Raw genomic sequence first — 21,834 nt, 5'->3', positions numbered from 1 at the left:
CGCCCGGGTGTTCCCGGGCGGCGCCGGCCGGCAATCACTCGTGATCGTGCGACTCGTGCGACTCGTCCGACCCGTGGTCGTCGCCCTCGTCCGCGCCGTGTGTCTCGCCGTGTGCCTCGACGTCGCCCGAGACTCCGGAGATCTCGTTCGGCGCGACGTCGAGCTGGACCGACTTCCAGACCTCGCCGGACTCGAGGTCGACGGCGTGCAGGGACTTCGTCGCGGGGTCCGTCACGTACACCGAACCGTCCAGCGCGAGGACCGCCGGGCGCGGCTCCTGCCACTCGACCGGCTCCTCCCAGGCGTCGAGCACGGGGATCGACGTCGAGAGCTTGCCGCTCTCGGGGTCGATCACGTGCAGGGCGCCGTCGGTGCCCAGCACGAGCGCCTCGCCGTCGTCGCCCCGTGCGAGGGACCGGAACGTGTAGCTCGACGGGAGGTCGACCAGCGAGAGCTCGCCGGTGCGCGTGTCGACGAGCGAGACGCGCGTGGGCCGCTCCAGCTCGGCGTCAGGGTCGGTCTTGTAGTCACCGAGGACGATCGGGGACTCCTCGGACCCGGCCTGGTTGCCGATGCGGCCGTAGTCGTCGGGCGCCTGGACCTTGGTCAGCTCGCCGCCTGCGTAGACGAGGATGCCGTCCTCGCAGCCCACGACCACGGCCTCGTCGGCCGCGACCGCTTCCCCGTGCACCCCGGGGCAGTCGTCGCTGGCCGCGATCTCCCGGTCGTCGGCGTCCAGGACGCGCACCCCGGAGCGGGACTCCTCGGTGCCCTCGGTGACGAGCAGCGTGTCGTCGGCGAGTTCGACGGCGACCCCGTGGTGCGCCGCCGGCGTGGTGAGCTCCCGCGCCGGGGCCTCGCCCTCCGCCACGTGGGCGGAGTCGAGCACGCTGACCTGCCCCGTCCCGTCGTCGAACAGCACGGTGCGCCCCCCGTGCACGACGACGTGGCCGGGCTCCTCGGCGGCGTACGTGACGTCGGTGAGGCGCGGCTCGGCCGTCCAGAAGTGGTGGTGGTCGCCGTGCGCCTCGGCCCAGGCCCCGAGATCGACGGCGCGGAAGCCGCCGGTCGTGGACGCCAGCAGGTGGCGGCCGTCGCCGGCCGGGTTGAGGCGGGTGAAGCCGTCGAGCGGCAGGTCGGCGACCTGCTCCAGCGTCTGCGCGTCGAGCACGGCGACGCCGCCGTCGTAGGTGATGGCGATCCGCGCGGTGGCGGCGGCGGCCTCGGTCGCCTGCGCCGACGTCTCGGACGGGACGGCCGCCGCGTCCTCGCCTGCGGGCTCGGCCGAGGCGCAGCCGGAGAGCGCGGCGGGCACGGTCAGGGCGAGCGCCAGCGCCGGCAGACGGTGCCGGTGGCGAGCTCCGGGGGTGCGGGTGGGGGTGGGGGAAGGCATGAGTCTTCTTTCCGGATGGGCAGCACGACGAGGGCCACATGAGAACGCTTCCCATGTGCCCGGACAGTGAAGCAGATGTGAGAACCGTTCTCAAGCGCGTTCGGCTCGACGCGCCACCGCGGCGACGCCGCGCTAGCGTGCGGGCCATGGCCGAGGGGACACCGCCCGCAAGGGCCGCCGAGCTCGCTGCGCTGCGCGCGGCCGCCGCGCAGGCCGCGGCCGAGGCCGAGGCCGCCGAGGCGAAGGCCGCCGCCGCCCAGGCAGCGCTCGAGGCGGCGGAGGCCGCGAGCGAGGACGTCCCCCCGCCCGCCCCCGCGGATGCGCGGCACACCGACACCGTCCCGACGCCGGACGCCGAGCCCGCGGCCCCGGCGTCCTACGCGGACGTGGTGCGCGAGGGCTACACCTCCGACGCCCCGGCCCTGCCCCTCGGTGCGCTGCTGTCGGGCACGCTCGGCGGCGACCCGACGCCCGACGCGACGGTCCAGGTCGGCTTCCCGCTGGCGACGCTGAACCGCCACGGGCTCGTCGCGGGCGCCACGGGCACGGGCAAGACGAAGACCCTGCAGGGCATGGCGGAGGGCCTGTCCGCCCAGGGCGTCCCCGTCTTCCTCGCGGACATCAAGGGCGACCTGTCCGGCCTGGCCGTCGAAGGCCCGGACAACCCGAAGGTCGCCGAGCGCGCGGCGAGCATCGGGCAGGAATGGGCCCCGACGTCCTACCCCGTGGAGTTCTACTCCCTGGGCGGGCTCGGCACCGGCGTGCCGATCCGCACGACCGTCACCGACTTCGGGCCCTTGCTGCTGAGCAAGGTGCTGGGCCTCAACGCGACACAGGCCTCCAGCCTCGAGCTGATCTTCCACTGGGCCGACACCCAGCAGCTCGCGCTGCTCGACCTCAAGGACCTGCAGGCCACGATCGCCTACCTCACCTCCGACGAGGGCAAGCAGGCGCTCAAGGGCATCGGCGGCATCTCGACCGCCTCCGCGGGCGTCATCCTGCGCGAGATCGTGGGCCTGCAGGCGCAGGGCGGCGGTGTGTTCTTCGGCGAGCCGGCCTTCGAGACCGCCGACCTGCTGCGCACCGCGCCGGACGGCCGCGGTCTGATCTCGGCCCTCGAGCTGCCCGGGGTGCAGGACCGACCGGCCCTGTTCTCCACGTTCCTCATGTGGCTGCTCGCCGAGCTGTTCCAGGAGCTGCCCGAGGTGGGCGACCCGGACAAGCCGCGGCTCGTGTTCTTCTTCGACGAGGCGCACCTGCTGTTCACGGGTGCCTCGAAGGACTTCCTGCAGCAGGTGGTCCAGACCGTGCGGCTCATCCGCAGCAAGGGCGTGGGCGTCTTCTTCGTCACCCAGTCCCCCAAGGACGTGCCCGCCGACGTGCTCGCCCAGCTCGGCAACCGCGTGCAGCACGCGCTGCGCGCCTTCACCCCCGACGACGCCAAGGCGTTGCGGGCAGCCGCCCGCACCTTCCCCACCTCGCCCTACGACCTGGAACGGCTGCTGCAGTCGCTCGGCACGGGCGAGGCCGTCGTCACCCTGCTCGACGAGAAGGGTGCGCCGACGCCCGTCGCGTGGACGCGCGTGCGCGCGCCCCAGGCGTCGATGGACCCGGCGCCGCAGCAGGTGCTCGACGCCGCCGTCGCGACCTCCCCCGGCCAGGCGCGCTACGGCGGCGCCGTCGACCGCGAGTCCGCGTACGAGCTGCTGCAGGCGCGCGCCGCGCAGGACACCGCCGCCCGAGAGGCGGCCGAGCGCGCCGCCGAGCTCGAGAAGGAGGCCGAGAAGGCCCGCCGCGACGCCGGCCGCGCACCGCGGACGTCCGGCACGCCGTCCCGGCGCAGCTCCCGCAGCCCGGTGGACGCGATCCTCACCACGGTCGGCACGACGCTCGCGCGGGAGATCACGCGGACGGTCTTCGGCACCCGCCGCCGGCGCTGACGGCCCGCGTCACCGGAGCTCGTTCGCTGGAGCCCGCGTCGCCGGGGCTCGGTCAGCCGGCCGTGAGCGGCGCGGCGTGCCAGACGCGGTCGAGGTAGTCGCGCATCGAGCGGTCGGAGGAGAAGAACCCCGAGCGGGCCACGTTGAGCACGGCCGACCTGCTCCAGGCGTCCGGGTCGGCGTACGCCCGCTCCACCCGCTCCTGGGCGTCGAGGTAGGCCTGGTAGTCGGCGAGCACCATGAAGCGGTCCTCGCTGAGCAGGTTGGAGACCACCCGCTCGAACACCGACCCGTCGCCGCCGGAGAAGGTGCCGCGGGCGATCAGGTCCAGCGCCCGGCGCAACGACACGTTCTCCTCGTAGTACGAGGCCGGGCGGTAGCCCGCCTCCGCGACGGCGCTCGCCTCGGGCTCGGTGAGCCCGAACAGGAAAAAGTTCTCGTCGCCCACGAGGCGCCGGATCTCGACGTTCGCGCCGTCGTCCGTGCCGATCGTGAGCGCCCCGTTCAGCGCGAACTTCATGTTGCCCGTGCCGGACGCCTCCTTGCCGGCCAGGGAGATCTGCTCCGACAGGTCCGCCGCGGGGACGAGCGTCTCGGCGACGGTCACGTTGTAGTTCGCCGGGAACGCCACCCGCAGCACCCGCGAGACGTCGGGGTGCGCGTTCACGACGGCGCCGACGTGGTTGATCAGCGCGATGATCTCCTTCGCCATCACGTAGCCCGGCGCGGCCTTCGCGCCGAAGACGACGGTGCGCGGCGTGACGTCGGCCGCGGCGAGGTCGCCCGACGTGATCCGGTCGTACAGCGTGACGACGTGCAGCAGCTTGAGCAGCTGGCGCTTGTACTCGTGCAGCCGCTTGACCATGACGTCGAGCATCGTGGCCGGGTCGATCGCGATGCCGTCGCGCGCGGCCAGGAAGGAGACGAGCCGGTCCTTGTTCGCGGCCTTGACCTCGCGGAACCGGCGGCGGAACTCGGCGTCGTCGGCGAGCGGCTCGAGCTCGCGCAGCCGGTCGAGGTCGGTGACCCACCCGTCGCCGATGGCCTCGGTGATCAGCCCGGACAGCCCCGGGTTGGCGAGCTTGACGAACCGCCGGGGCGTGACCCCGTTGGTGACGTTGGTGAACTTCTCCGGCCAGAACGCGGCGAAGTCGGCGAGCACCTTGTCGCGCAGCAGCTGCGAGTGCAGCTCCGCGACACCGTTCACCTTCGAGCCGCCCACCGTCGCCAGGTACGCCATCCGCACCGACCGCTCGGGGTGCTCCGCGATGATCGACATGCGCCGCACGAGCAGCTCGTCGCCGCCGGAACGCTCGCGCACCTGGGCGAGGAACTCGTCGTTGATGCGGTAGACGATCTCCAGGTGCCGCGGCAGCAGTCGCCCGACCAGCTCGACCGGCCACACCTCCAGTGCCTCCGGCAGCAGGGTGTGGCACGTGTACGCGAAGCAGCGCTGGGTGACCTGCCACGCGTCGTCCCACTCGAAGCCGCGCTCGTCCACGAGGATCCGCATCAGCTCCGGGACCGCGATGACGGGGTGGGTGTCGTTGAGCTGGAAGACGACTCGGTCGGGCAGGTCGTGCAGGTCGAAGCCCGGCGGCAGCAGCTGGTCGATGAAGTCGCGGATCGAGCACGCCACGAAGAAGTACTGCTGCTGCAACCGCAGCTCCTTGCCCTGCGGCGTGGAGTCCTCCGGGTAGAGCACCTTGGAGATGTTCTCCGCGAAAGTCTGTGACCGGACCGCCTCGGCGTAGTCGCCATAGTTGAAGATCTTGAGGTCGAAGGCGTGCGTGGCCCGCGCGCTCCACAGCCGCAGCGTGTTGACGCGCCCGTTCCGGTAGCCCGGCACCATGTAGTTGTACGGGACCCCGAGCACCTGCCAGCCCGGCAGCCAGCGGGTGCGCTCGCGGCCGTCGTCGTCCGTGTACGTCTCCGTGCGGCCGCCGAACCCGACCGCGACCTCGTGCTCGGGGTGCGCGAACTCCCACGGCGCGCCGTTGTCGAGCCAGTTGTCCGGCTCCTCGACCTGCCTGCCGTCGTCGAACCGCTGCCGGAAGATGCCGTACTCGTAGCGGATGCCGTACCCGATGGCGGGCACGCTCATCGTCGCCAGCGAGTCCACGAAGCACGCCGCCAGCCGACCGAGCCCGCCGTTGCCGAGCCCCGGCTCCACCTCCACCTCGCGCAGCTCGTCGAGGTCCAGGCCCAGGCTGGCGAGCGCCTCCGCGGCGACCTCCTCCAGCCCGGTCGCGATGAGCGCGTTGTCGAGCTGGCGGCCCAGGAGGTACTCCGCCGACAGGTAGGCCACCGCCTTGGCCTGCGAGCGGTACTGGCTCACCGTGGTCTGCATCCAGCGGGACATCAGGTAGTGCCGCACCGTGCGCGCGAGCGCCAGGTACTGGTCGTTGGTCGTGGCCCGCTCCAGGATCGTGCCCTGGGAGAAGTTGAGCTCGCGCAGGTACTCGCGCACGAACCCCTCGACCGTCGGTTCCGGGCTGGTGATCAGAGGCGTGGTCTCGGTCACGTGACGACAGTACACACGGCCCGCCCGCACGGCGCGGCCCGTCGCCGTGCGCAGCTCACTCCCCCACGAGCGTCACCAGCCGCGACCGGCCGGTCGCGTCCTTGATCGCCTGCAGCACGACGTCGGCGTGCGGCTCCAGCGCGCTCACCTTGTCCAGCGGCGCGCCCACGACGAGCTGGAAGCCCAGCCCGCGCCAGGCACCCACGGCGCGGCCGGCGAACCGGGCGTCCGCCTTGATGAACGCCTCGTCGAGGAACACGGGCGCGTACCGCGGGCGCTCCGCCCCGGCGTCGCCCAGCTGGTAGCGCAGGGCCGCGCCGACGATGAACGCGACGAGCTCCTGGGACTCGCCACCGGACTTGCCGGCGATGTGGTCGTAGACGCTCACGTGGTTGCCCGCTCGGTCCACGCACTCCGCGCTGACGCGGACGTGGTCGCGCACGTCCACCAGGCGCCGCCGCTCCGGGCTGTCCGGGCGGATGCGGTCGACGAGCCGGCGCATCCGGTCGTACCGCCGCTCGTGCTCGGCGAGCGGGACGTCGCCCGCGGGGACCGCGGCCAGCTCGCGCAGCCGCCGCCGGAACGAGACCACGTCGCCCGCCTCGACGGGGGTGGCCGTGATCCGCAGCCGGTGCGCCTCGTCGCGGAACGGCAGCGTCGCGAGGATCGCGTTGACGGGCTCCATGCGGTCGCGGATCTCCGCGACCGCCTGCGCGATGCCGTTGTTGAGCCGCGTGAGCTGGTCACCCGACATCTGGCGCAGGTGCGCCGACCACTTGTCCCGAAGCCGGTAGAGCTGCTGGTACTCCAGCTCCTCGTAGATCCGCAGGAAGTCCGCGTAGGCCCCGTCGGGATCGGCGCTGCGGTTCGGGTCGGGCCAGGTGTCGTTGAACCGCTCGAAAAGCGCCGCGAGGGCCGCCCGGGCGGCCCGCTCCGCCTCCTGCGCGGCCTCCCGCTCGTGGTCGAGCTCCCGCACGACGGCGGCCACGGCGGTGGTGAGGTCCGCGAGGCCGCTGCCCGACGTGCCCGACACCCCGGACCAGCCGACCTGCGCCATGAGCTCGGCCAACCGGCTCACCTGCTCAGGCGTCGGTTCGATGCCCCCGGCGTCGGCGTGCTCGACGGCGTCCGCGACCTGGTCCACCTGGTCGCTCAGCTGCTCCCACGCCGCGCCGAGCTCGGTCACGCGCTGCTGCGCCGCGGCACGCTCCCGGTACAGCTCGTCGACGCGGGCGCGCAGCCGGTCCTCGTCCGCCTTGAGGGCGCGCAGCACGTCCGAGCCCGCGACCAGCGTCTCGAGCCGCTCCTGCCGCTCGCCGAGCCGCTCCTCGGCCCCGCGCACGTCGAGGTCGTCCCAGGCGGCGCGCAGCGCGTGGCTGTACGCGACGAAGTGGTCGGCCTCGCCCTTCTGCCGCAGCCGCGCGCCCGCGAGCGCCTCGGACGCCTGCCGCAGCTCCTGGTGGGCCGCCCCGATCTGCTCGGCGAGCTGCTCGAGCCGCCGGTGGTTGCTGAACCCCAGCACCGACGCCCGGCCCTGGCCGCCGTGCGCGCCCCGACGCCCCTCCGACGTCTGACCCGACCGGGTGAGCGCCAGGTCGTGATGGGCCAGCTCGGTCGGGTCGTCCACGCACACGTAGGCGAAACGTTCCGCCAGGCGGCCGGCGAGCCACCCGCCGAACGGCCCGGCCTTGACCTCCAGCCGCCCGGGCAGCAGCGCACGGTCGGTCTCCTCGTGCAGCGCCAGGCCGGTGGGGACGCCCTCGAAGCGCACGCGCACCGGGGAGCGGACGGCGTCGATCGCGGCCCGGAACGCGTCCAGCCGCGCCTCGTCGACCAGCATCGTCACGGCGAGGCCCCCGAGCGCGAGGCCGATCGCGTCGCGCCAGGGCTCGTACTCACCGCGCACCTCGAGCAGCTCGCCGACGAACGGCACGTCCTGCGCCCGCATCCCGGCCGCCCGGGCCAGCGCCTCGCGCGCCTCGTGCAGCTCGCGCGGCACGTTGCCGCGGCGGGCCTTCAGCGACGCCTCCTCGCGCTCCAGCTCGGCGAGGGCGCGCATCGCGTCCTTCTCGCGGGCCGCGGCCTCGACGACCGCCTCGGACAGGGCGTCGGTGTGGGTGTCGCGCTCGTCAAGGTACCGGCGGGCGTCGGCGTGCAGGGCGTCCAGCTCCCGCCGCGTCCCGGCGTCCCGTTCCAGCGGCGCCAGGTGCCCCTCGAGCTCGGCGCGGGCGCGCCGCACCTCGGCCAGCCGCTGCCCGGCCGCCCGGACGTCACGCTCCGCGGCCTCGATGGCGTCGCCGCCGTTGCGCCGCTGGTCGGCGCGCACCTGCTCGAGCTCGCCCTGGGCGGCGGTGAGCCGCTCCTCGGCGACGGCGACCCGCTCCGCCGCGGCCTTGTGCTGGGCCCGGTTCTCCGCCTCGCCGGCGCGGAGCAGATCGAGCTGGGTGCGGTCGCGCCAGGCCGTGAACGGCGTGACCCCGCCGTCCGGACCGCCGTCCGGGCCGAGCGCGTCCACCACCCGGCGCTGCGCGGCGGCGTCGTCGATCGCCGCCCGGTGCTCCAGCATCGGGCGCAGCACGTCCACCTGCCGCTGCGCCGTGTCCATCTCGGCGCGCACCTCGCTGAGCTCGTCGAAGTGCTCGACGGCGCGCTCGGCCACCCGGATCGTCTCCGGCTCCTCGAGCACCATCGCCTTGTACAGCGAGTCCACCGTGGTGATCTGCTGCCCGGCCTGGATGCGGCCCAGCAGCTGCATGGCCTTCTCGCCGTCGCCGGCGGCGCCGATGCCGAGCGCCGCGTGCAGGCGGATGGCGAACGCCTTGTCCGTGTCGAACGTCGTCAGCCCGGCCGCGGTGAGCCCCGTCCTGCCGAACCGCTGGGCGGCGAGCGGCTCGAGGTCGCGCAGGCTGAAGTCCGCATCGACGACGGCGCGCACCGCGACCGTCTCGTCGGTGCGCTGGGCGCCGCGCGGCACGTACCAGGCACGTAGTGCCGTGAACCGTTCCCCGGCCTGCGACGACCAGGTCATCGCGATCCCCGACCAGGTGTCCGACGCCTCGCCGCGCAGCACGCGGTCCTTCGCACGCGCGGACCCGGCAGTGCGCTCCTCGTCGAGCTTGCCCCGCGCGTACGAGACGACGTTGCGCTGCTCCTGCCCGCGCGCCCGGCCGCTCGTGGCCGTGTTGGACGCCCCGTTGAACGGCGTCGTGTGGCTCATCATCAGCGCGATGTACGCGTCCAGCAGGGTCGACTTGCCGGACCCGGACGCGCCCGTGAGCAGCGTCGTCGTGCCCGCGAACCGCACCTCGTGGTAGCCGTGGTAGCCGCCCCAGCTCACCAGCTGCATGGAGCGCGCCGTCCACTGCCGCCCGTCAGACGCCGTCGGGATCAGCCCGAACAGCGACTGCTGCATGCGGGGCGCAGCGACCTGCTCCGCCGGGTCGCTCGTGATCGTCACGCGCGGGCCTCCTCGTCCTCGTCGACCGGCTCGGTCTCGTCCTCGCGCTCGGGGTGCTCGACAGGCGCGGCTGACGGGTCCCGCTCGCCCGACGGCGAGCGCAGCCACGCCGTCAGCTCGCGCAGCCGCTCCACCGGCAGCAGGATCTCCACGACCGGCTGGACCCGGTAGCGCCCCTCGGCGACCTCGTCGAGCACGTGCTCGCGCACGAGGGTGGCGATCGCGTTGTCGACCTCGCGCCGGCGCGCGGCGAGATTGGTCTCGTCCGCGGCGAGGAACCCGAGCGCGTAGTCCACCAGCTCCTCGGCATCCACGTGCGCGGCCCGCTCCCCCGCGCCCTGCTCCTGCCGGAAGCGGTTGCGCGCGAACAGCATGAGCAGCGTCTCGACCCGCTTGTACGGCTCGTCCTTGAGCAGCACGGGGATGCTCAGCCCGGCCTCGCGGACCTGCCGCTTGTACGCGATCTCGTAGTCGCGGTCGACCACGAGCTCCACGAACAGGTCGTGGCACCGCGAGGCGAGCACGTTCTGGTGCGCCAGCAGCGCCTTCCACTCCGCCGGGTGCGCCGCCGCCGACAGGTAGCGGCGCTGCAGCACCAGCGCCAGCGCGCGGCGCGCCTCGTACGGGAGCACCCCCGTGTCGCCGGCGAACAGCGCCGCGTCGTCGTCGGCGATCGCCGGCTCGGCGACGAACGCGCCCGCGCCCGAGGCGTCCGGCTCCGTCCCGGAGTCTGCGTCCGGGACCACGTCCTGCGTCGTGCCGGTCATCCGTCCGTCTCCTGGTGATCGTGGGGCTGGTCGTGGGGCATGTCGTCCGAGGCGTCGACCGATCCGTTGTCCGGTACCTCGATCGGGATCTCGGGCACCACCAGCTCGCGGGTGCTGCCGTCAGCGCGCACGGCCGTCACGCGGCGCAGCCGCGCGGCCGGGACGTCGCCGTGGCCGAGCGCCTCCTCGAGCGCGCCCGGCGCCGCCAGCTCGAGGTAGCCCAGCAGCTCCACGGGCCGGCGGAGCTCCGCGGGCGCCGCGGAGAACACCTCGTCCGCCGTCGCGTCGCCGCGCTCGCGCAGCACCCGCACCGCGTGGGCCGTCGTCTCGTCGTAGCGCGGGCCGCCCATACCCAGCAGGCCGCCCAGGATCTCCCGGGGCTCGCCGCCCGCGTCGTGGCCGGGGTCGTCGAGGTCCGCCAGCGCGTCGGGCGGCGTGTCGGGGCGCAGGTCGTGCAGCTGGGCGCGGAACCGCCCGAGGCGCGCACGCTCCAGCCAGCGCAGAGGCTCCACGCGCGCGGCGCGGCCCGACACCGGGAACCATTCGGCCATCGCCGCGGTGGCCTCGCGCAGCGCGGAGTCCAGCTCGCGGTCGCGCAGCGGGTTGTGCACCGTGAGCTGCTGCGTGATGGTGCGCGAGGCGCGCGCCTGGGCGTCGAGGACGCCGTCGACGGCGGCCAGGAGCTGCGAGTACAGGGCACGCACGGACTCGCGGCGGTCGGCGGGCAGGTCCCCGGCGAACGGGTGCGCCAGGACGGCCCGCACCCGCTCGTCCACCTGGCCGAGGAGCTGCGGGTCGCGCAGCAGCTCCATCGCGCCGGAGAAGGCGCGGCCCTCGGGCGTGCGCTGCATGAGGGTGTCGGAGGCGTCGAGGTAGGCGCCCAGCACCTCGCCGGTCGGGCGCTCGTCCTGGCGCAGGCTGGTGACGATGCTGCGCTGCAGCTCGGCGATCGACTCGGCCACGCGGGCGAAGTCGGCGGGAAGCTCGCGCACCAGCGCGGCCACGTTGTCGAACTGCTCGACCAGGCGTTCCGTCGGCGCCTGCACGACGGGACCGCCGGCGTCGAGCCGCGCCAGCTCGGCCTCGGCGGCCGCGATCTCGTCGCGGGCGCGCGCGGCCTGCTCCCGCAGCGCCCGCTGCTGCGACTCGCGGTCGGGGCGGGCGTCTCGCGCGAGCCCGTCCAGGGCCACGAGCAGGGTGCGGATGCGCGACTCGCTCACCAGGGCGCGCGCGCCCTGGGTGCGGTCGACGAACGCCAGCGCCTCGGCCGCGTGCGAGCTCACCTGGTACTGCTCGACGCCGTCGTCGTCGAGCGCCCGCACCAGCCAGCGGCCGGCAACCCAGCGCGAGCACAGCGCGCGGGCGGCGTCGTCGGGCAGCTCGTGACCGGCGGACCGCGCCTCGGCGAGCAGGTCCTCGACCTCCACGTGCATCTGCTCGGTCGGCACGGTGGCCCGACCGGGCGTGAAGATGAGGGACAGCAGGGCCACGACCAGCGGCCCCTCCTTGCGGTGCAGCAGGGCGAGCGCGGGCGTGCCGAAGGCGCCCTGGCTGCGTGCCAGGGCGCCCTCGAGTCGGGACCCCGCCGTCCGGCGGCCCGTCAACGGCGTCGACAAGCTCAGACGACGATGTTGACGAGCTTCGGTGCGCGCACGATCACCTTGCGCACCGGGGCACCGTCGATCGCGCGGACCACGTTCGGCTCCGCCAGCGCGGCGGCCTCCAGGTCGGCGTCCGAGATGGACGGCGGCACCTCGAGGCGCCCGCGCACCTTGCCCTTGACCTGCACGACGCACGTCACCGTGTCCTCGACCAGGTACTGCTCGTCGGCCGCCGGGAACGGCTCGCGCGCCAGCGAGCCGTCGTGCCCGAGCCGCAGCCACAGCTCCTCCGCGATGTGCGGGGCGATCGGCGCGACCATCAGCACGAGCGGCTCGACCGCCGCGCGCGGCACCCGGTCCAGGGACGTCAGGTGGTTGTTGTACGTGATGAGCTTCGCGATCGCCGTGTTGGGTCGCATGTGCTCCATCTCGACGTGCACGTCCGCGATCGCGCGGTGCATGGCACGCAGCGTGGCGGTGTCGGGCTCGTCGTCCGTCACGACGAGAGCGCCCGTCTCCTCGTCCACGACGTTGCGCCACAGACGCTGCAGGAAGCGCTGCGAACCGACGACGGCGCGAGTCTCCCACGGCCGCGACAGGTCCAGCGGGCCCATCGACATCTCGTACACCCGGAACGTGTCCGCGCCGTACTTCTCGTACATCTCGTCCGGCGTGACGACGTTCTTCAGGGACTTGCCCATCTTCCCGTACTCGCGGTCGACGGGGCTGCCCTCGAAGGTGAAGCCGGCCTGCTCGTCCCCCTCGACCTCCGCGGCGGGCACGTAGAAGCCCCGGTCGTCCGTGAAGGCGTACGCCTGGACGTAGCCCTGGTTGAACAGCTTGCCGAACGGCTCCAGCGAGGACACGTATCCGAGGTCCAGCAGCACCTTGTGCCAGAACCGCGCGTACAGCAGGTGCAGCACGGCGTGCTCGACGCCGCCCACGTACAGGTCGACGCCGCCGGCCGGGCCGGAGGTCGCGTTGTGGCGCGGGCCCATCCAGTACGACTCCAGCTCGGGGTCGACCACCGCGGTGCCGTCCGACGGGCCGTCGGTGGAGTCCGTGGGGTCCAGGTAGCGCAGGTAGTACCAGCACGACCCGGCCCAGTTCGGCATGGTGTTGGTGTCCCGGCGGTACTGCTGCGGCCCGTCGCCGAGGTCCAGGGTGACGTGCACCCAGTCCTCGTTGCGGCCCAGCGGTGCCTCGGGCGTGGAGCCGGCGTCCTGCGGGTCGAAGGTGCGCGGCGCGAAGTCGGGCACCTCGGGCAGCTCGACCGGCAGCAGGTGGCGCGGGATGGCGACCGGGCGGTCGTCCGCGTCCCACAGGATGGGGAACGGCTCACCCCAGTAGCGCTGGCGGCTGAACAGCCAGTCGCGCAGGCGGTACGTGGTGGTGCCCTCGCCCGCGCCGCGGGCCTGCAGCCACGCGACGATCCGCTCCTTGGCCTCGGCCACGCCCAGCCCGTCCAGGCTGACCTCGTCGTTCGTCGAGTTCACCGCCACGCCGTCGCCGGTGTACGCGCCGGCGAAGTCCTCGGGCAGCCCGCCCGCGGGCTCGACGGTGCGGATCACCGGCAGCGCGAACGCCTCGGCGAAGTCGAAGTCGCGCTGGTCCCCGCCCGGCACGGCCATGATGGCGCCGGTGCCGTAGCCCATCAGCACGTAGTCGGCCGTGAACACCGGGACGGTCGACCCGCTGACGGGGTTGACGGCCAGGTGCCCGGTGAAGACGCCGGTCTTCTTGCCAGCGTCGGCCTGTCGCTCGACGGCTGTCTTCGAGGCCGCTTCGCGGCGGTACGCCGCGACGGCCTCGGCCGGCGTCGCGTGCCCGCCGGTCCACACGTCGCGGGTGCCGTCGGGCCATGCCGCCGGCACCTCGTCCAGCAGCGGGTGCTCGGGCGCCACGACCATGAAGGTCGCGCCGAACAGCGTGTCCGGGCGGGTGGTGAACACCTCGACCTGCGCGCCCGCGCCGGCCGCGTCGTACTCGCCGGCGACGACGTCGAAACGGACGTTCGCGCCCGTGGACCGGCCGATCCAGTTGCGCTGCATGGACTTGACCTTCTCCGGCCAGTCGATGAGCTCCAGGTCGTCGGTCAGGCGGTCCGCGTAGGCCGTGATCCGCATCTTCCACTGGCGCAGGCTGCGCTGGAAGACCGGGAAGTTGCCGCGCTCGGAGCGACCGTCGGAGGTGACCTCCTCGTTCGCGAGCACCGTACCCAGGCCGGGGCACCAGTTCACGACGGACTCGTCCACGTACGCCAGCCGCTGCGCGTCGAGCACGTCGCGCCGCTCGACGTCGGACAGCGCGGCCCACGACCGGCCGTCGGGCAGCGCGCGAACGCCCGAGGCGTACTCCGCCTCCAGCTCGGGGATGCGGCGCGCGCGACCCTGGCCACCGTCGGCCTCGGTGTCGTACCAGGAGTCGAAGATCTGCAGGAAGATCCACTGCGTCCAGCGCACGTAGTCGCTGTCGATCGTCGCGAAGCTGCGGCGCGGGTCGTGCGCCAGCCCCATACGGCGCAGCTGGCGCTGGTAGACCTTGATGTTCCGCTCGGTCACCAGCCGCGGGTGCTCGCCGGTCTGCACCGCGTACTGCTCCGCCGGCAGCCCGAAGGCGTCGAACGCCATCGCGTGCAGTACGTTGTCGCCGCACATCATGCGGAACCGGCCCACCACGTCCGTGGCGATGAAGCCGAGCGGGTGCCCGACGTGCAGCCCCGCCCCCGAGGGGTACGGGAACATGTCCATGATGAAGTACGGGGAGCCGGCGGCCTGCGCGCCGTCGCCGTCCGTGAGCGCCCCCGACGGGTTGGCCGCCCAGAAGGTGCCCTGCTCCTCCCACAGGTCCTGCCAGCGCTCCTCGATCTGCTGCGCGAGGGCGGGCGTGTAGCGGTGTGCGGGCTCGTGGGACGAGGCGGCCGGAGCCTCGGATCGGGCGGGTGCGGTGTCGGGCGTGCTCACCCGGCGAGTCTAACGGCCGGGACCGCAGGCCCCGGCCGTGTTTTCACAGGCCGAACGACTCGACGAGCGGGCCTCCGACGGCCAGGAGCAGCCAGCCCACGGCGACCACGTAGCCGATGACCAGGACGAGCCCGCGGTTGCGCACGACGGCCCGGCGCAGCCCGTCGCTCGCGGGCAAGTGCCCCTCCTGCACGGCGTGCACCACCTGGAACCACAGCAGCGGCCACAGGATGGTCCACACCACCATGCAGGCCGGGCACAGCCGCACCAGCGCGTAGAAGCTCGACCACATGAGGAAGAAGATGAGCAGCTGGGCTGCGACCGTCACGGCGAGCAGGCTCCGGTGGTACCACCGCGGCAGCCGGGCACCCGTGAGCAGCACCACGCCCGTGGTGATCACCACGGGGAAGGCCGCCACGCCGAGGTACGGGTTGGGGAAGCCCAGCAGCGTGCCCTGCCACGACGCCATCGCGACGCCGCAGTCGAGGAAGACGTTGAAGCTGCAACTCGTGACGCGGTTCGGGTCGAGCAGCTTGAGGTACTCCTCGATCGCCAGCCACGACGCCGCGCCGAAACCGATCGCGCCCAGCACCGTCAGCAGCGTCGCGTAGGCGCGGGACGACAGGCCGCGCGGGCCTGCCGGGAGGACCGCCCCGGCGTCGTCGGGGGTGTCGTCGTGGGTCTCGTCGCGCACGCTCGGGCTCACGGGCGCGACGGTACCGCACGTTCCTGGGGCCGCCCGCCCGTGGCCTTCGACGCCGTCAGGCCGCGTGCGTCACACGCTGGCGCCCGAACGCGAGCACCATCGCCAGGCCCACGAGGGTGAGCGCGAGGCCGACCCATGCCGGCGCGAGGTAGCCGTAGCCCGCGGCGATGACGAGGCCCCCGAAGAACGCGCCGCTCGCGTTGCCGACGTTCAGCGCGGAGTGGCACAGGGCGGCGCCGAGGGACTGCGCCCGCGGCGAGAGGTCCATGAGCCGGGTCTGCATCGCGAGGCCGAGGGTCTGGGAGGTGACGGCGATCGCGAACAGGCCCAGCACCGCCGGGACCGGGGAGGTGCCGACCAGGGCGAACAGCACCAGGGACAGCGCCGTGGCGACGAACCCCCCGATCACGGTGCGCAGCACGTTCCGGTCGACGAGGCGGCCGCCGAGCAGCGTGCCCACGGTCATGCCGACGCCGAAGACGGCGAGCACCCAGGGCACGGCGCTCTCGGGCATGCCCGCCACCTTGGTGACGGTGGGCGCGACGTAGGTGTAGACGGCGAACAGCCCGCCGAAACCGATGGCGCCGGCGGCGAAGGAGATCCACAGCGGCCCGTTGCGCAGGGTGCCCAGCTCCTGCCGGACGCTGGAGTCCACGGGCCCGTGCTCGGGCACGAAGCGCCAGATGCCGAGCAGCGTGACGAGCCCGAGGACCCCGATCACGACAAAGGCGGCGCGCCAGCCGAGGTTCTGGCCCACGGCGGTCGACAGGGGCACGCCGACGACGTTCGCGATCGTGAGGCCGGTCATCATCATGGACACGGCGTGCCCGCGGCGCCCGGGCCCGGCCACCGCGGCGCCCACGGCGGCCCCGACGCCGAAGAACGCGCCGTGCGGCAGGCCGGCGAGGAACCGCCCCACGACGAGGCTCTCGATGCCGGGCGCGGCGGCCGACAGCACGTTGGCCACCGTGTAGAAGCCCATGAGGCACAGCAGCAGCCGCTTGCGCGACATCCGCGCCGCGGCGACGGTCAGCAGCGGCGCACCGACGACGACCCCGACGGCGTACGCGGTGATCGCGTGGCCGACCACCGGGTCGCTGACACCCAGGTCCGCGCCGATCTGCGGCAGCAGGCCCATGGTGGCGAACTCGGTGGTGCCGATCGTGAACCCGCCGACGGCGAGCGCGAAGAGCGCCGCCCCGACGTGCTCGGGGCGGGGTGCGCGGCCGGCGCCGGCCGCGGCGCCGCTCGCGGACGTGGTCGTCGAGGTCACTCGCCTCTCCTCGTGAGTGGGACCGCGGACGGTCGAATCGTTTCGAGACGGGGCGGCGACGACGGTGCGCCGTCAGCGCTCACGTCGTCGGGGAACCGGGACAGCCTACGCGCGCACGACCCAGATGCGCGACGCCGCCAGCAGCCCGAGGTCCACCGTGACCTCACGGCCGTCGGCCTCCCACGCCACGCCGACCGTCCCCGCGAACTCCCGGCGCGACGTCAGCCGCACCGGCAGGTCCAGGTCGATGCCGAGGTCGGCCAGGTACCGCAGGGCCTCCGGGTCGGCGTCGGAGATCCGGGCGACGACGCCCGACTCCCCCGCGCCGAGATCGACGAGCGGCACGGCCTCGGGCCGCAGGACCTGGCCGTCGGGGAACGGGATCGGGTCGCCGTGCGGGTCACGCTCCGGATGACCGAGCCGCGCGGCGATGCGCTCCACGAGGCGGTCCGAGACGGCGTGCTCCAGCACCTCGGCCTCGTCGTGCACCTCGTCCCACGCGTACCCGAGGTCGCGCACCAGCCACGTCTCCAGCAGCCGGTGCCGTCGCACCATCACCAGCGCATAGCGTCGGCCGAGCTCGGTGAGCCACACCCCGCCGTACGGCTCGTGGCCCAGCAGGCCCTGCGTCGTCAGGCGGCGCACCGTCTCCGAGACGGTGGACGGGCCCACGCCCAGCCGGTCGGCCAGCAGCCCGGTCGTGACCTTCTCGTCCGACCACTCCTGCGCGGACCACACCGCCTTGAGGTAGTCCTGGGCGACGGGGGTCAGCTCGTCCGGGTCGACGGTCGGGGCGGGTGAGGTGGGATCGGGCACGGTCCGAGCCTATCCGCCACGATCCACGTGCTTCCCGGTCAGCGGCGCGCGGACGCCATCGGCGCCGACACCGGCGACAGCCAGCATCAGCGCGACGAGGACGCCTGTCCGGTCCTTGCCGGCCTGACAGTGCACGACGACGGTCCCGGCGGGTGCGTCGGCGACGGTGCAGAGCGCCCTGCCGATCCGCCGCCGTTGGTGGTCCACCATCGGGGCACAGGTGTCCGGGTCGGGCACGTACGCCAGCGTGCCGCCCAGCACGGGCACGTGCCGATAGACGGCGTCTGCGACGAACGGGCTCGGCCGCTCGTCGCACTCCCGTCGACGGTCGGGACGCCGCCGAGGTCGCGGGCGTTGCGACATCCTGACCAGTCGACGACGGTCACGACCCGAGCGCGTCGTCGGCGGGCGGCACGACGTCGGGCACCGGCTCGCGCTCGCCGACCGTCGCCGCGCCGTCGGGCGTGACGCTCACGACCTGCACGTCGACCATCGTGCGCGTCGCGGGGTCGAACCGCAGCACCGTCATCTCGGCGGTGCCGTGCAGCGGCCCGACGGTCGGCTGGCTGGGCGCCGCCCCGGCCGTGGAGCCGTTGACGTACCGGATCCCCTGCCCGACCTGCCCCGGCCCGGACCGGCTGTGGGTGTGGCCGGAGACCTGGAACGGCACGCATCCCGTCTCGAGGGCGTCGAGGCCCACGGCCGGCGTGTGGATCAGCAGCAGGTCGACACCGTCGTCGTCGCAGGCCGTCGTCGCGAGGTCGGCGGCCTGCTGCTCGGGGGTCCGCTCGCGGGCGACGTTGGTCCCCTCGCCGACCCGGGTCTCGAGCGCGTCCCGGTCGCCGAGGATGCGCATGCCGTCGACCTCGACCACCTGGCCGTCGAGGATCGTCTGGCCGTGCGCGGCCTCCTGGTCCGACGTGATCTGCGAGTCGTGGTTGCCGTCCGCCACGACCATCGGCACGCCGCGCGGGACGGCCGACGCGAACGAGTCGACGCACACCTTCTCCACCGACGTGCCGTTCATGGTGGTGTCGCCCGCGTTGAGCACCACGTCGGCGCCCGAGCGCTCGACCGTCGTGCGGATCAGCGGCGTCATGCCGGTGTTGCAGTGCAGGTCGGAGATGACGACGAGCGTGACGAGGCCCTCCTCGGCGCTCCCGCCGGGCACGGCGCGCGGCGGCGCCACCGGCGCGGTGGGCTCGGCCGGGGCCGGCGAGGCGAACAGGGTCCCCGCGTCCGCGGCCGACGTCACCGCCTCGGAGGCCAACCGTGCGTCCCACGCGGCGGACAGGGCGTCGTCCGCGCCGGTGTAGAAGTTCTCGTTGTCCTCGTAGAGCTTCACGAGCTGCCCGCCGTAGGTGTCGATCACCCCGGCGAGGCGGCCCGTGATCCGCGCGCCCTCGAGCGCGGTGCCGGCGAAGACCGGTGACGCGGGCTGCCCCTGGCCGGCGCTGCCGGCGCCGGCGGACGAGAGCGTCGTCACGACGAGCCCGACGACCACCACGCCGGCCGCGATCTCCCCCGTCCGGGGACCGAGCGAGTCGGCGAGCTCGCGCCGGCGCAGGGGCCCGAGCAGCCAGCGCAGGGCGAACCCGGCCCCGACCAGCACGGCGGCGGCTCCCAAGGAGCGCCAGAGCGCGTTCTCGATCAGCGCGAGCGCGACGCTGCGCACCGCGACGTCCGGGCTGGAGAAGAACTGCAGGTAGCTCTCGAGGTCCTCGCCCAGGGCGGCGAGGGTGTTGGCCGCGCCCACCGTGGTCAGGTCGGCGGGGATCTCCTTGACCTCCACGTCCACGCCCAGCCCGAGCGGGAGCGGCGAGTCGATCTCGAGGGTGCCGAGGGGGCCGAGGTCGACCACGACCTGGCTGTCGTTGGTCACCGAGTACACGGCCTCGTGCGGCCCGAAGCCGAGCTGCGCGGTGGCGGTGCTCACCCCGAAGACGAGGCATGCCACGGCCGCGGTCACGCCGGCGAGGGTCCAGCGCACCCAGCGCGGGGGTGTCCGGCGGCGGCGCACCGGCCGCTCCCCGTGCGACGTCTTCTCGTCCCCGTCCGCCGGGGTGGGCTCGTCGTGCTCGTCGCTCATCGCGTCCCACCCTCGCCGAACACGCACGGCGGCGCCACCGTCCTCGCCGGTGGCGCCGCCGTCGCGCGGTGTGACCGTCGCCTCAGGAGCGCACGTCGCGGAGCGTGGTCAGCGCGATCCCGGCGGCGACGAGCACCGCCACGAAGCCGATCGCGGACGTCACGACGACCCCGCTGCCGAACGCGGCGTGAGCGGAGTCGAGCAGCGCCTGCGCCTGGCCGGCCGGAAGGTCGGCCGCGACGCTCGTCGCGCCGCCGAGCGTCTCGGCCGCCGACGCCGCGTCGGCGGCGGGCACGCCCGCGGGCACCACGACGTTCGCGTGGTACGACCCGGTGAGGATCCCGCCGAGGACCGCCGTGCCGAGCACGGCGCCGACCTCGTACGCGGTCTCCGAGATCGCCGAGGCCGCGCCCGCCTTGGCGGCGGGCACCGTCGAGACGATGAGGTCGTTCGACACCGTCTCGGCCGAGCCGACGCCGATCGCGAGGACGACGAACGCGAGCCCGAGCCAGCCGGCCTCGCCGCGCCCGGCGACGAGCGCCGTGACGAGGTAGCCGACGGCGGACAGCGCCAGCCCGGCGGCGACGACGCGTGACGGCCGCACGCGACGCACGACCTTCACCACGGACAGCCCCGCGACGACCATCGCCACGGTCCCCGGCAGCAGCACGAGGCCCGCCTGCACCGGCGACAGGCCGATGACGAGCTGCAGGTCCTGCGAGACGAAGAACAGGAAGCCGACCAGCGAGAACACCGACAGCAGGTTCACCAGCACGCTGCCGGTGAACGCCGGCACCGCGAACAGCCGCACGTCGAGCATGGGGTTCCGGCGCCGCAGCTGGCGGCGCACGAAGAGCACGCCCATGAGCAGGCCGACGGCGATCGCGGCGAGGCCCAGCGAGGGCAGCGAGCCCTTCGCGAGCGTCTTGATGCCGAAGACGACCGGCACCATCGCGGCCATGACCATGACGATCGAGACCGGGTCGACCGGGCCCGGGGCCGGGTCGCGCGACTCGGGCACGAAGACCGGCGCGAGCACGAGCAGGAGCGCCAGCACGGGCACCGCGAGGAGGAACACGGAGCCCCACCAGAAGTGCTCGAGCAGCAGCCCGCCGACGATCGGCCCCACGGCCGAGCCCGCAGCGAAGCCGGCGGCCCAGATCGCGATGGCGAGACGTCGCTCGTCGCGGTCGGTGAACACGTTGCGCAGCAGCGACAGCGTGGAGGGCATGAGCATCGCGCCGAAGAAGCCGAGGCCGGCCCGCGCGGCGATCAGCGCGCCCGCGGTGGGCGCGAAGGCGGCGACGGCGGACACGGCGGCGAAGCCGACCGCCCCGACCAGGAGCAGGCGGCGGCGTCCGACGCGGTCCGCGACGGAGCCCATCGGCACGAGGAGGCCGGCGAGGACGAGCGGGTACACGTCGACGATCCACAGCAGCTGCGTGCCGCCCGGGGCGAGCGACTCCGAGATCTGCGGCAGGGCGAAGCTGAGGACCGTGTTGTCGATCGAGACGAGCAGCACCGGCAGCATCAGCACGGCGAGGGCCGCCCAGCGCCGCCCGGCGCCGGCGGGGCGCGCGGGGACGGGACGGGTCGTCGCCGAGGAGGTGGGGTGCGTCGTCACCTGGGTCTGAGCCATGAGGTGCCTTTCACACACTGCGGACGGCCGGGGCGACGTCGTCGACGTCGAGCTTCCGCACCGTCCAGCCGGTACAGTAACACCTCGCCACTAGGCTGTCGACATGCCCCCTCCCCCCGCCGCCCGAGCCAAGGTCCTGCGCGCGTTCGCCGAGCTCCTCGTCGAGTCCGGGGAACGGTCGGCGACCCTCGAGGCCGTCGCGGACCGGGCCGGCGTCTCCAAGGGCGGTCTGCTCTATCACTTCCCGTCCAAGGACGCGCTCGTCGACGGCCTCCTCGACCAGCTCGGCCAGCTCACCTCGGCCGACGTCGAGACGATGCGCCGCGCGCCCGAGGGCGCGGCCGACTACCTGCTGCGCACGTCCACGGTCATCGACGGCGAGTTCGGCGTGGTCTACCTCGCCGCGTCGCGTCTCGCCCAGGGCGCCTACCCGCGCGCCCGCGACGTCCTCGACGAGGCCCAGGCCGCCTGGACCGCCACCGTGCGCGAGGAGGTCGGCGACCCCGTGCTCTCCCGGGCGGTGTCGCTCATGGGCGAGGGCCTGTACGCGCTGGCGTCGTTCGGCGCGTCGAGCCTCGACGACCGGGACATCGACGACCTGCTCGTGCTCGTGCGCGAGGCGGCGGCCGCCCGCGCCGCCGGCACCGACGCCCCGGCCTGACGGGC

The 21,834-nt window shown here is 73.9% G+C and carries 14 protein-coding genes; 2 read left to right on the top strand and 12 right to left on the bottom strand.

The features are described 5' to 3' along the window. Window positions 1–34: 34 nt before the first annotated feature. Window positions 35–1,393, bottom strand: a complete 1,359-nt coding sequence (gene aztD / locus B5Y66_RS12555; protein WP_079574819.1) for a zinc metallochaperone AztD — start codon at window positions 1,391–1,393, stop codon at window positions 35–37. 146 nt (window positions 1,394–1,539) lie between these two features. Here aztD and B5Y66_RS12550 point away from each other — a divergent pair, with 146 nt between their 5' ends. Continuing rightward, window positions 1,540–3,333 carry a helicase HerA-like domain-containing protein gene (locus B5Y66_RS12550; RefSeq protein WP_079575033.1) on the top strand — a complete coding sequence of 598 codons (1,794 nt, stop codon included), beginning with the start codon at window positions 1,540–1,542 and terminating at the stop codon, window positions 3,331–3,333. 52 nt (window positions 3,334–3,385) lie between these two features. On the opposite strand, the gene B5Y66_RS12545 is transcribed toward B5Y66_RS12550, so the two are convergent. The 11 genes from B5Y66_RS12545 to B5Y66_RS12495 all read right to left on the bottom strand — a co-directional run bounded on the left by B5Y66_RS12545 (window position 3,386) and on the right by B5Y66_RS12495 (window position 21,168). Beyond that, window positions 3,386–5,857: a glycogen/starch/alpha-glucan phosphorylase gene (locus B5Y66_RS12545; protein ID WP_079574818.1), complete on the bottom strand. Its 2,472-nt coding sequence runs from the start codon at window positions 5,855–5,857 to the stop codon at window positions 3,386–3,388. 55 nt (window positions 5,858–5,912) lie between these two features. Beyond that, a complete protein-coding gene (locus B5Y66_RS12540; RefSeq protein WP_322788699.1) occupies window positions 5,913–9,314 on the bottom strand; it encodes an ATP-binding protein in 3,402 nt (1,133 codons plus the stop codon). Then, window positions 9,311–10,081: a DUF4194 domain-containing protein gene (locus tag B5Y66_RS12535; protein WP_079574817.1), complete on the bottom strand. Its 771-nt coding sequence runs from the start codon at window positions 10,079–10,081 to the stop codon at window positions 9,311–9,313. Before B5Y66_RS12535 ends, B5Y66_RS12540 begins: the two co-directional genes overlap by 4 nt. After that, entirely contained in the window at window positions 10,078–11,697 is a 1,620-nt protein-coding gene (locus B5Y66_RS12530) for a DUF3375 family protein (RefSeq protein ID WP_176168860.1), read from the bottom strand. Before B5Y66_RS12530 ends, B5Y66_RS12535 begins: the two co-directional genes overlap by 4 nt. A 2-nt stretch (window positions 11,698–11,699) precedes the next feature. After that, window positions 11,700–14,645 carry a leucine--tRNA ligase gene (gene leuS, locus B5Y66_RS12525; RefSeq protein WP_079574815.1) on the bottom strand — a complete coding sequence of 982 codons (2,946 nt, stop codon included), beginning with the start codon at window positions 14,643–14,645 and terminating at the stop codon, window positions 11,700–11,702. A gap of 43 nt (window positions 14,646–14,688) precedes the next feature. Next, window positions 14,689–15,351: a vitamin K epoxide reductase family protein gene (locus tag B5Y66_RS12520; protein WP_245807089.1), complete on the bottom strand. Its 663-nt coding sequence runs from the start codon at window positions 15,349–15,351 to the stop codon at window positions 14,689–14,691. Between the two features lie 55 nt (window positions 15,352–15,406). Then, entirely contained in the window at window positions 15,407–16,624 is a 1,218-nt protein-coding gene (locus B5Y66_RS12515) for an MFS transporter (RefSeq protein ID WP_079574814.1), read from the bottom strand. 105 nt (window positions 16,625–16,729) lie between these two features. Further along, entirely contained in the window at window positions 16,730–17,440 is a 711-nt protein-coding gene (locus tag B5Y66_RS12510; RefSeq protein WP_079574813.1) for a metal-dependent transcriptional regulator, read from the bottom strand. A gap of 9 nt (window positions 17,441–17,449) precedes the next feature. Then, a complete protein-coding gene (locus B5Y66_RS23275; protein WP_245807088.1) occupies window positions 17,450–17,677 on the bottom strand; it encodes a tyrosine-protein phosphatase in 228 nt (75 codons plus the stop codon). Between the two features lie 145 nt (window positions 17,678–17,822). Beyond that, window positions 17,823–19,529: a metallophosphoesterase family protein gene (locus tag B5Y66_RS12500; RefSeq protein WP_079574811.1), complete on the bottom strand. Its 1,707-nt coding sequence runs from the start codon at window positions 19,527–19,529 to the stop codon at window positions 17,823–17,825. Between the two features lie 82 nt (window positions 19,530–19,611). Further along, window positions 19,612–21,168 (bottom strand): MFS transporter, encoded by a 1,557-nt coding sequence (locus B5Y66_RS12495; RefSeq protein ID WP_079574810.1) that lies wholly within the window; start codon window positions 21,166–21,168, stop codon window positions 19,612–19,614. Window positions 21,169–21,271: 103 nt separating this feature from the next. Here B5Y66_RS12495 and B5Y66_RS12490 point away from each other — a divergent pair, with 103 nt between their 5' ends. After that, window positions 21,272–21,829: a TetR/AcrR family transcriptional regulator gene (locus tag B5Y66_RS12490; RefSeq protein WP_079574809.1), complete on the top strand. Its 558-nt coding sequence runs from the start codon at window positions 21,272–21,274 to the stop codon at window positions 21,827–21,829. Window positions 21,830–21,834: the final 5 nt, after the last annotated feature.

This window comes from Krasilnikoviella flava (genome assembly GCF_900167525.1).
Taxonomy (GTDB): Bacteria; Actinomycetota; Actinomycetes; order Actinomycetales; family Cellulomonadaceae; genus Isoptericola; species Isoptericola flavus.
This window is presented reverse-complemented; position numbering and strand designations above follow the sequence as displayed.

Coding starts and splice junctions, on each gene's coding strand:
- aztD (WP_079574819.1), bottom strand. CDS start 1,393: ATGCCTTCCCCCACCCCCACCCGCACCCCCGGAGCTCGCCACCGGCAC.
- B5Y66_RS12550 (WP_079575033.1), top strand. CDS start 1,540: ATGGCCGAGGGGACACCGCCCGCAAGGGCCGCCGAGCTCGCTGCGCTG.
- B5Y66_RS12535 (WP_079574817.1), bottom strand. CDS start 10,081: ATGACCGGCACGACGCAGGACGTGGTCCCGGACGCAGACTCCGGGACG.
- B5Y66_RS12500 (WP_079574811.1), bottom strand. CDS start 19,529: ATGAGCGACGAGCACGACGAGCCCACCCCGGCGGACGGGGACGAGAAG.
- B5Y66_RS12495 (WP_079574810.1), bottom strand. CDS start 21,168: ATGGCTCAGACCCAGGTGACGACGCACCCCACCTCCTCGGCGACGACC.
- B5Y66_RS12490 (WP_079574809.1), top strand. CDS start 21,272: ATGCCCCCTCCCCCCGCCGCCCGAGCCAAGGTCCTGCGCGCGTTCGCC.